Source organism: Streptomyces sp. NPDC006510, assembly GCF_040611955.1.
Classification (GTDB): domain Bacteria; phylum Actinomycetota; class Actinomycetes; order Streptomycetales; family Streptomycetaceae; genus Streptomyces.
Genome location: NZ_JBEXPH010000268.1, coordinates 1 through 9158, shown reverse-complemented (window position 1 = coordinate 9158; position 9158 = coordinate 1). Strand labels below are relative to the sequence as shown.

Below are 9158 nucleotides of genomic sequence, written 5' to 3'. Positions count from 1 at the left end.
TGCAGGCCGACCGCGTACCCGGCGTCCGGCACCAGCCGCAGCACGGTGCGCGGCTTGCCCCCGGTGGACGCCAGGTGACCCGCCTCGGCCGCCAGGCCCTCGGCGCGCAGCCGGGCGGTGATCTTGCTGACGGCCTGTGGCGTGAGCCCCGTGCGCTCGGCCAGTTCGAGCCTGCTGATGCCGCGCTCGCCCGCCACCCGCAGCAGGTCCAGCACCAGCGCCGCGTTGTGGCTGCGCAGCGCCGGCAGGTTCGCGCCGCTATTGCTCCTGTTCACGGCACCATTGTCCCTGTCGCTTGCACTATGGCAACAGCGTTGCTTAAGTGGCAGGCATGACTGGCAACGCGACTCACGAGACATCCGGGCCGTCCGAGACCCCCCTGCGCGTCGGACTCGTCGGCTACGGCCTGGCGGGTTCCGTCTTCCACGCCCCGCTGATCGCCGCGACCGACGGTCTCGTCCTCGACACGGTCGTCACCTCGAACGAGGAGCGGCGGGCCCAGGCGCGCGCCGAGTTCCCCGGCGTACGGTTCGCCGCGTCGCCGCAGGAGCTGTGGGGGCGTGCGGACGAACTCGATCTGGTCGTGATCGCCTCGCCGAACAGGACCCATGTCCCGCTCGCGACCGCCGCGCTGGAAGCCGGTCTGCCGGTCGTCGTGGACAAGCCGGTCGCCGGTACGGCGGCCGAGGCGCGCGGGCTCGCGGCCCTGGCCGAGGGGCGCGGACTGCTGCTCTCGGTCTTCCAGAACCGCCGCTGGGACAACGACTTCCGCACTCTCGCCCGCCTGCTCGCGGACGGCGAGCTGGGCGACGTACAGCGCTTCGAGTCCCGCTTCGAGCGCTGGCGCCCGCAGCCGAAGGGCGGCTGGCGCGAGTCGGGCGACCCGCAGGAGATCGGCGGGCTGCTGTACGACCTGGGCAGCCATGTCGTCGACCAGGCGCTCACCCTGTTCGGACCGGCGGCACTGGTGTACGCCGAGTCCGATGTGCGCCGCCCCGGCGCCGCCGCCGACGACGACACGTTCATCGCGATCACCCATGCCTGCGGGGTGCGCTCGCATCTGTACGTCAGTGCCACGACGGCCCAGCTCGGCCCGCGCTTCCGGGTGCTCGGACGGACCGCCGGCTATGTGAAGTACGGCCTCGATCCGCAGGAGGCCGACCTGCGTGCGGGCGTGCGCCCGGCGGCGGATCGGCCGTGGGGCGAGGAGCCCGAGGAGCTGTGGGGCCGGATCGGCTCGGGCGAGTCCCCGCTGACGGGCGGCGGCACCCCGGTCCGCACACTGCCGGGCGACTATCCCGCGTACTACGCGGCGGTCACCGACGCGCTGCGCGGGAAGGGTGAAAATCCAGTGACCGCCCTTCAGGCCGCGGCGGCCCTGGATGTCCTGGAAGCGGCCCGCCGCTCGGCCCGCGAGGGTGTGACCGTGAAACTGCCCGCCCCGTCCTCAAACGCTTCATCGTCCGCCACCGACTCCGCGGACACGCCTTTCACCGACTCCGCCGATACAGAGGAGCAGCCCGTATGAGCCACACCGCTCCGACCATCTCCGAACTCATCGCCCAGGAGCGCCGACTGACGCTGCCGCATTTCAGCTACGACGACGCGTACGCGCTCGGCGGCCTGCTCGTCTCGATGGCCAGGGAACGACACGCCCCGGTCGCGATCGACATCCGCCGCGGCGCACAGCAGCTGTTCCATGCCGCGCTGCCGGGTTCGAGCGCGGACAACGACGCCTGGATCGACCGCAAGCGCAAGGTCGTGGAACGGTACGGCGAGAGTTCGTACCTGGTCGGAACGCGGTTCCGGGCCAAGGGGACGACCTTCGACGACTCCTCGCGCCTGGACCCGAGTGTCTATGCCGCGCACGGCGGCTCGTTCCCCATCGCGGTCGAGGGCGCGGGCGTCATCGGCTCGGTCACGGTCTCGGGCCTGCCCCAGGCGGAGGACCACGCCATGGTGGTCGCGGCGCTGGAGCGGTTCGCGACGACGCTCGACGCGTAGCGGAACCCCGGCCCGTACAACGCGCAGGGGCGGGCCGGCCGCCGGACACACCCGACGGCCGCCCCGCCCCGCGCACCCCGCTACGCGTCCTTGAGCTCCTGCCGCTGCCGCCCCAGCCCGGCGATCTCCAGCTCCACGACATCCCCCGCCCGCAGATACGGCTTGGGCTCGGGCTGGCCGAGGGCGACTCCGGCGGGCGTCCCGGTGTTGATCACATCGCCCGGGTACAGCGTCATGAAGTGGCTCAGATACCGGACCACCTCACCCACCGGGAAGATCTGGTCGGCCGTCGTGCCGTCCTGCTTCAGCTCGCCGTTGACCCAGAGCTTCAGCGGCAGTGCCTGCGGGTCGGCGATCTCGTCCGCCGTCACCAGCCACGGTCCCAGCGGATTGAACGTCTCGCAGTTCTTGCCCTTGTCCCAGGTGCCGCCGCGCTCGATCTGGAACTCGCGCTCGGAGACATCGTGGGCGGTCGCGTATCCGGCGACGTGCGCGAGCCCCTCCTCGGCGGATTCCAGGTAGCGGGCGGTGCGCCCGATGACGACCGCGAGCTCGACCTCCCAGTCCGTCTTGACACTGCCGCGCGGCACCAGCACCGTGTCGTCGGGCCCGACGACGGTGTCCGGCGCCTTGAAGAACAGGATCGGCTCGGTGGGTATCTCCGCACCGGTCTCGGTGGCGTGGTCGTGGTAGTTCAGCCCGATGCACACGATCTTGCCGATCCGGGCGAGCGGCGGCCCGACCCGCAGCCCCTCGGCGTCGAGCTCGGGCAGCTCACCGGGCGCGGCCGCGGCGGCCCGTACCCGGGCGAGCGCCGACTCGTCGGCGAGCAGGGCGCTGTCGATGTCGGTGACGATTCCCGACAGGTCGCGCAGGGTTCCGTTCCCATCCAGCAGCGCCGGTCGTTCCGCGCCTGCCGTACCCACACGAAGCAGCTTCAACGGTCTATCTCCCCTTGGTCGAGATCGGGCCCGCCGGATGGGTGGCGGCCATCGCAGGCTTGTCCGATCGTCCAAGACCTCTGATCACTCCGCAAGACCCTGTTCACACACTGGACCGGCACACTCGCTGCTCCGATCATGCCGCGGCGGCCGCGGCGGCTCCGGCGGCCGGCATGTCGCGGTACAGGACGGCCCGCTCGATCGCGGTCCAGGTGGTGCTCGTGACGACGTACAGCGCGGCGGCGAGCGGTACGACGGACACGGTGAAGAGGGTGGCGAAGGACATCAGCGGCATCAGCTTCGTCATCGCGCCCATGCCGGGCACCGGCTGCCCGTCGGGGCCGGTGGCCGGGGTGACGGGGTTGGCGGCCAGCTGCCGCTTCGTACGCCGGAAGTTGAAGGTGGCCACGGCGGCGACGATCGCGAACAGGCCGAGGTAGACCAGGCCCTGCGCGCCGAACAGCCCGCCGTGCGAGAGCGCGTCGTGCCAGCGGCCGCCGAGCGGGGCGCCCAGGAGCTGGTGGCCGAGCAGCGCGTTGGGGTCGCCACCGATCCGCGGGCTGGAGAAGAGGTGGTAGAGCAGGAAGAAGGCGGGCATCTGCAACAGGCTGGGCAGGCAGCCGGAGAGCGGCGAGACCTTCTCCTCCTTGTGCAGCTCCATGAGCGCCTTCTGCATGCGCTCGGGGTTCTTGCCGTGCTTCTTGCGGAGTTCGGCGATCTGCGGCTGGAGCCTGGTGCGGGCCTTCTGCCCCCGCGCCGCGGCCCGCGACAGGGGGTGCACGGCAAGCCGTACCAGTGCGGTGAACAGCACGATGGCGGCGGCGGTGGACGCGGTCCGGAAGAGCGGGTGCAGCACATCGGCCAGCGCGCCGACCAGGTCGGCGAATGCGGACATGAAGACGGACATGGGTGAGCCCTCCGAGGGTCTCGTCGTGCCGGGAGAAAGAACGGACTCGGCATGACGAACCGCGCGGGGGCGTGTTTACCTGCGCCTACTGCTTGCTGCCTACTGCTGTCGCAAGCCCCTACGCGGCCGTCGGAAGGGCACGGCCGGGGGCTCGGGGGCGCCTGCGCCCCTTGGCGTCGGGGTCTCGCTGCGGCAGGAACGCGGTGCGTTTCTCCCGGTCGCGGATGGCGGTGCGGACCCGGGTGCGGGGCACCGGGGCGGCGCAGCGGGCGCTGATGACCGAGGCGACGGCGAGCGCGGAGCCGGCGGCGGCGGTCGCGGCGAGCGCGACCGCGGCGGAGAGGCTGCCGCCCTCGGCGAGGAGGACTTCGGTGATGAGGAAGAGCAGCAGCCCGGCGGGGCGGAGCAGCCGGGCGAGGCCACTGCGCAGACGGCTCGTGTCACCGCTCATCGGCCCCTCCCCTCTTCCTCCGCGGCCGGTCGGCCGATCTCGCACGCCGTTCGGCCGGTCGGCCGGGCTGTTCGCACACACGCGCGCCTGATGCTCTCCAGCCGTTATACACGATGGGTTCGGCGCACCGGATACACGACGGGCCCGGCACACCGGTCCGCCCGGCTTCGGCCCGTCCGCCCGGCTCAGCCCGCTCGGCCCGCTCGGCCCGCTCGGCCCGCTCGCCCCGCTCAGCCCACTCGGCCCGCTTCCGCAGGAGCGCCGTCGGGCTCCGCCTCCTGTTCCGGGCTCCAGAGCTCGTCCCGCGCGAGCACCTCGTCGTCCGGCCGCTCGTCGCGCTCGCGCGACCCCGCGTACGTCACCGCGAGCGCGACGACGAGGTTGGCGCCGAGCGCCACGATGCCCGCGTTCACCCCCCACACCGGATCGTTCTCCGTGAACACGAACCCGCACACCACACCCACGCCGACGACCAGACCGCTCATCGCCCCGAGCAGGGTCAGCCGCCGCCACATCAGTCCCAGCAGCACCATGGGGAGCAACTGCGCCATCCCCTCGTACGAGATGAGGGAGAGCCGCACCAGGGTGTTCGGCGCGGTGTACGTGAGCAGCAGCGCCAGGCTCCCCGCGACCACGACCACCACCTGCGCGGCGCCCTTCTGCCGCCGCTCCCAGCGCGGTACGAGCGAGAGCACACTGCGCCCCCACATCGTGCCGATGACCAGCATGAAGACAGCCATCGGCACGATCGAGGACAGCGCCGCCGCCACCCCGATCACGCCGACCGCCCAGGCCGGCAGCGAGTCCACGACGAGCTGGAAGAGCGCCAGGTTGGACTCGGCGCCGACGAGTCCCGGCACGACGAAGAGGGCCGCCATGCCGAGCAGCATCGGCACGAAGAGCAGCACGTTGTAGGCGGGCAGCAGCATCGCATTGCGGCGCAGCACGTCCGCGTTCTTCGCGCCGAGGTAGCCCGCGACGGTCGTCGGGAAGATCACCACGGTGAGCGAGTTGAGGAACGAGGTGGTGATGAACCAGGCCTGCCCGAGCCCGCTGTCCCCGTGCCCCGGGAAGGTCAGCCACTCGCTCTTCTCGGTGACGAGCCGGTCGAGGAAGGGCCCGTACCCGTCGAAGTAGTGCATCGGTACGTAGATGGCCAGGAAGCCGAGCGTGGCGATGACGAGGACGTCCTTGAGCACGGACACCCACGCGCTGCCGCGCAGCCCGCTCACCACGACGAAACCGGTGGTGACGGCGAAGGCGATGAAGTAGGCCCAGTTCAGGCTGATGGCACCGTAGGAGATGGTCGAGACGACCACGCCCATGCCGGTGATCTGGAGCTGGATGTACGGCAGCAGGAAGACGGTCGCGAGGACGGCGACGAGCGCACCGGGCCAGGGCCGTCCGAAGCGGTGCGCCACCATGTCGGTGATGCCGACGAGTCCGTGCTCGCGCGCGTACGCCCAGAGCATCGGCCCGACGACGTAGCCGATGGCGTACCCGCAGGACATGTACGCCACCACGTAGAGCACCGGCGCCCCGTAGTTGTAGCCCCATCCCGCGGCGCCCAGGTAGCTGAAGCTGGTGTAGCCCTCGCCGGCCATCAGCACCCAGATGAAGACGGTCCCGAGGCTGCGCCCGCCCACGGACCACTCGGCGAGACCGCCGCCCTCCCCGTTCGCTTCCCCCTTCCGCCGCCCGCGGGTGGCGAGCAGCCCGAGGGCGACGGTGGCGACCATGAAGACCCCGAAGACGGAGGTCGCGACGGTGGCGTTCACCGGCGGTCCCCCCGCCGGGTCAGCCATACGGCGACGGGGGTCAGCAGGGTCGCCCCGAGCAGCCACACGAAGAGGAACGGCAGCCCGAGAATCACCGGGTGGACCCGGTTCACGAGCGGCAGCACCCCCAGGTACAGCACGTAGGGGACCAGCAACCACAACAACTGCGGACGTCGTCTGAGCACGTCAGGGAACCTTAGTGCGGTGCCGCTACCGCGACCGGACATCCAGGAGTTCTCCCCATACGACCAGCCGGTACCGGGAGGTGAATTCGGGCGTGCAGGTAGTGAGCGTCACATAGGAACCGGCCCGCCCGTACCCGGTGTACGGCTTCACGTTGCTGCGCGGGACGGCGGCGATGACACCGCTGTCGCGTGCGCTCGTCCGCGCGAGCGTCCGGCCGACGGCGTACGTGTACACGGCGTCCCGGGTCTCGACGGCGATCCGGTCCCCGCGCCGCAGCCGGTTGATGTACCTGAAGGGTTCGCCGTGTGTGTTGCGGTGCCCGGCGAGCGCGAAGTTCCCGGCCTGACCGGGCTGCGCGGTGCGCGGGTAGTGCCCGACGTACCCCTTGTCGAGGACACCGCTCTTGCTGACGCCCTGGGCGACCGGCGCGACGAGCCCGAGCCGGGGGATGCGGATGACGGCGTACGCCTGGTCCCAGCGGGGCGCGGAGCGCGCGGTACCGCCCCCGGCCGACCGGCCACCGGAACCGTCGGACCGGCCGGGCCCGCCCTGCTCGCTCGAACCACCCCCGGGATCACCGCCGACCGCTCCCCCGCGCTCCTCCCCCCACTCCCTCTGAAGCGCCCGCACCTGGTGCTCGGCTCCGGCGCGGGCCTGCCGGTTGGTCCACCACAGCTGATGAACAACGAGCAACAACAGGACGAAACCGAGGGTCACCACCAACTCGGCACCCACCCAGAGCCCGCGCGCGGCGACCCTTCGCCCTCGCGAGTTCCGCTGCACCACAACCGGTATCCGCTCCCGCACGGCCCGCACGATAGGCCCACGGCCCGTAACTCTCCAGGCCTGGAACAACTCTCCGCCCCGGAGCCGTACAGCAGTACGGTGTGGTTCATGCGCCCCGACACGCCTGCCGACCACACCACCGAAGCCGAGCGCCTGCTGCGCGCCGCGGCGCGGTACCCCGAGGACCGTGAGCCGCTGCTCCTCCAGGCCGCGGCCCATCTGGAACTCGCCGGCGACCGCGCCCGCGCCACCACCCTCTACGACGAACTCCTCGGCTCCCCCGACCTCGGCCTCGACCACCCCCACCTGGTCAAGGCCCTCAACGCGGCCAACCTGTGGGAGTACGGCCACGAGGCGGAGGCCCGCGCGATCATCGAAGGCATCCGAGCCGCGGGCCCGCACGACCCTGGCGCCTGGGAGATCGCGGCCGAGACCCTCGAAGCCCACGACGAGCTCGAAGCGGCCCACGACTACTTCTCGACCGCGCTGACACTGCTCCTGGCCCCGGGCGAGGAGGTCCCGTACGCCACCCAGTCACTGCTGTTCGGCCGCCACCGGGTACGCAGACTGATGGGCGTCGACCACGACGCCTGGGACGAACTGGCCGACACCCTCCACACCGCCGCCGTCCCGCTGGACGAGCTCCACGACCCGAAGCGCCTGTGGTCGCTGGGCTCCTCGGACCCGGGCGAGCTCCGGGCCGAGATCACCCGCCTCCGCGCCGAGCTGGGCACGTACCGCACCGCCCTGTCCCGGCCGTTCCCGGTCGCGATACTGCACTGGCCGGCCGCCGAACTCGCCGAACTCCTCACCGCCTACCCGGACCTGCGCGGCGAATACCCCTCCCACCCCGACCACCTGGCCCGCCTGGAGGCCGCCCTCCGCGACCTCCACCGGGCCGGCACCCCGAACCTCGGCATCGTGACCGGCACGGTCCCGTCGTACGAGGCCTTCGCCGCCTCGGAGGCCGCGTCCCCGGCCGACCCGAACCTGCTCCCCCAGTACGCCACCACCCTCGCCGCCCGCGGCCGAGCAGTCCCCTGGCCCCCGGCCCGCAGCGCGGCCTGCTGGTGCGGATCGGGGCGGGCGTACCGGGAGTGCCACGGGGTGGAGTGACGGCCCCGGTCGATCGGGGCCCCAGCCACGGCAGGGCCCCGATCGCAGGTCCAGGTCCCTTCCCACCACGGCAAAAACTCTGGCCCCAGCCCCCCGTATCCTTCATCCTTCCCTCATGCCCGAACTCCAGCTTCTCCGCGCCGATCACGCCCCAGCCCTGCTCGCGTTCGAGCAGGAGAACCGTGCCTTCTTCGCCACATCCGTACCGGACCGGGGCGACGCCTACTTCACCGACTTCGACGCCCGCCTCGCCGCGCTGCTCGCCGAACAGGCCGCGGGAGTCTGCCACTTCCACGTCCTGGTCGACACCGATTCCAACGGCGAGGGCGAGATCCTGGGCCGGTTCAACCTGGTCGACGTCGCGGACGGCTCCGCCGAACTGGGCTTCCGTATGGCCGAAAAGGCCACCCACCGGGGCCTGGCCACGGCCACCGTCGGCCAGATCTGCACCCTGGCCGCCACCGAGTACGGCCTGACCACACTGCGCGCCGCAGCCGCGCTCGACAACACGGCTTCACGCACGGTCCTGACCCGCACGGGGTTCGTCCCCACCGGAGAAGAAATCCTGCTGAGCGACCGCCCGGGGCTCGGTTACGTACGGAGTACGACGGGCGAGGTCTGAGAGGCGACGTAGCCCCGGGTCCCGCCCCGGTCCCGCACCGGCAGCGGCCGGGGCGGGCCGTGCCGCAGGTCAGAACTTCCAGGCGGGGTCGTTCGCGATCTTCAGCATCGCGGTGGTGTCCAGCTGCGGCTGCGACCGCGTGTTGCGCGCCCCCTTCGCGTCCGGCCGGCCGGTCCACTGCTGAAGCGTCACCGTTCGGCCGTCCTTGCGCAGGACCCGGACGTACAAGGACGGCTGTCCGTCCCGGGGCAGCCGCAGCGTGACGGCCTCCGCCCGTGCGCCGTCGGCGAGTTCGACCACCTGGCAGTCGCTCGCCGGGGCGGTGTCGCGCGGAGCCGGCGCACCCGGCCGGGGGGCGACCTTCGGC

The 9158-nt window shown here is 71.8% G+C and carries 12 protein-coding genes; 4 read left to right on the top strand and 8 right to left on the bottom strand.

Going from position 1 to position 9158, the window contains the following annotated elements:
* Nucleotides 1-275, bottom strand: a 275-nt coding sequence (locus tag ABZY11_RS40235; protein WP_356483917.1) for a MarR family transcriptional regulator, incomplete at its 3' end; no start/stop codon positions are given.
* Nucleotides 276-331: 56 nt separating this feature from the next.
* On the opposite strand from ABZY11_RS40235, the gene ABZY11_RS40230 reads away from it, so the two are divergent.
* Together ABZY11_RS40230 and ABZY11_RS40225 are read left to right on the top strand one after the other, a co-directional pair.
* On the top strand, nucleotides 332-1528 hold the full coding sequence (locus ABZY11_RS40230; RefSeq protein WP_356483916.1) for a Gfo/Idh/MocA family oxidoreductase: 1197 nt from the start codon (nucleotides 332-334) through the stop codon (nucleotides 1526-1528).
* Nucleotides 1525-2004 carry a heme-degrading domain-containing protein gene (locus ABZY11_RS40225; protein ID WP_356483915.1) on the top strand — a complete coding sequence of 160 codons (480 nt, stop codon included), beginning with the start codon at nucleotides 1525-1527 and terminating at the stop codon, nucleotides 2002-2004. Before ABZY11_RS40230 ends, ABZY11_RS40225 begins: the two co-directional genes overlap by 4 nt.
* An 80-nt stretch (nucleotides 2005-2084) precedes the next feature.
* On the opposite strand, the gene ABZY11_RS40220 is transcribed toward ABZY11_RS40225, so the two are convergent.
* The 6 genes from ABZY11_RS40220 to ABZY11_RS40195 form a co-directional block, all read right to left on the bottom strand.
* Nucleotides 2085-2945, bottom strand: coding sequence for a fumarylacetoacetate hydrolase family protein (locus ABZY11_RS40220; RefSeq protein WP_356483914.1), 861 nt, complete (start codon nucleotides 2943-2945; stop codon nucleotides 2085-2087).
* Nucleotides 2946-3081: 136 nt separating this feature from the next.
* Entirely contained in the window at nucleotides 3082-3852 is a 771-nt protein-coding gene (locus ABZY11_RS40215) for a YidC/Oxa1 family membrane protein insertase (protein ID WP_356483913.1), read from the bottom strand.
* 118 nt (nucleotides 3853-3970) lie between these two features.
* Nucleotides 3971-4303, bottom strand: coding sequence for a DUF6412 domain-containing protein (locus tag ABZY11_RS40210; protein WP_356483912.1), 333 nt, complete (start codon nucleotides 4301-4303; stop codon nucleotides 3971-3973).
* 230 nt (nucleotides 4304-4533) lie between these two features.
* Nucleotides 4534-6081, bottom strand: coding sequence for a sodium:solute symporter family protein (locus ABZY11_RS40205; protein ID WP_356483911.1), 1548 nt, complete (start codon nucleotides 6079-6081; stop codon nucleotides 4534-4536).
* The gene (locus ABZY11_RS40200) at nucleotides 6078-6236 is read right to left on the bottom strand and encodes a DUF3311 domain-containing protein (RefSeq protein WP_124723383.1); all 159 of its coding nucleotides are present in this window, start codon (nucleotides 6234-6236) and stop codon (nucleotides 6078-6080) included. The genes ABZY11_RS40205 and ABZY11_RS40200 overlap by 4 nt, the downstream gene beginning before the upstream one ends.
* 55 nt (nucleotides 6237-6291) lie before the next feature.
* Nucleotides 6292-7074, bottom strand: coding sequence for a class E sortase (locus ABZY11_RS40195; RefSeq protein ID WP_356483910.1), 783 nt, complete (start codon nucleotides 7072-7074; stop codon nucleotides 6292-6294).
* A gap of 87 nt (nucleotides 7075-7161) precedes the next feature.
* Between ABZY11_RS40195 and ABZY11_RS40190 the strand changes: the two genes are divergently transcribed.
* The gene (locus tag ABZY11_RS40190) at nucleotides 7162-8169 is read left to right on the top strand and encodes an SEC-C domain-containing protein (protein ID WP_356483909.1); all 1008 of its coding nucleotides are present in this window, start codon (nucleotides 7162-7164) and stop codon (nucleotides 8167-8169) included.
* Nucleotides 8170-8284: 115 nt separating this feature from the next.
* Complete coding sequence (locus ABZY11_RS40185; protein WP_356483908.1) at nucleotides 8285-8791, top strand: GNAT family N-acetyltransferase; 507 nt, start codon at nucleotides 8285-8287, stop codon at nucleotides 8789-8791.
* 69 nt (nucleotides 8792-8860) lie between these two features.
* Here ABZY11_RS40185 and ABZY11_RS40180 read toward each other — a convergent pair.
* On the bottom strand, nucleotides 8861-9158 hold a 298-nt coding region (locus ABZY11_RS40180; RefSeq protein WP_356483907.1), incomplete at its 5' end, for a hypothetical protein.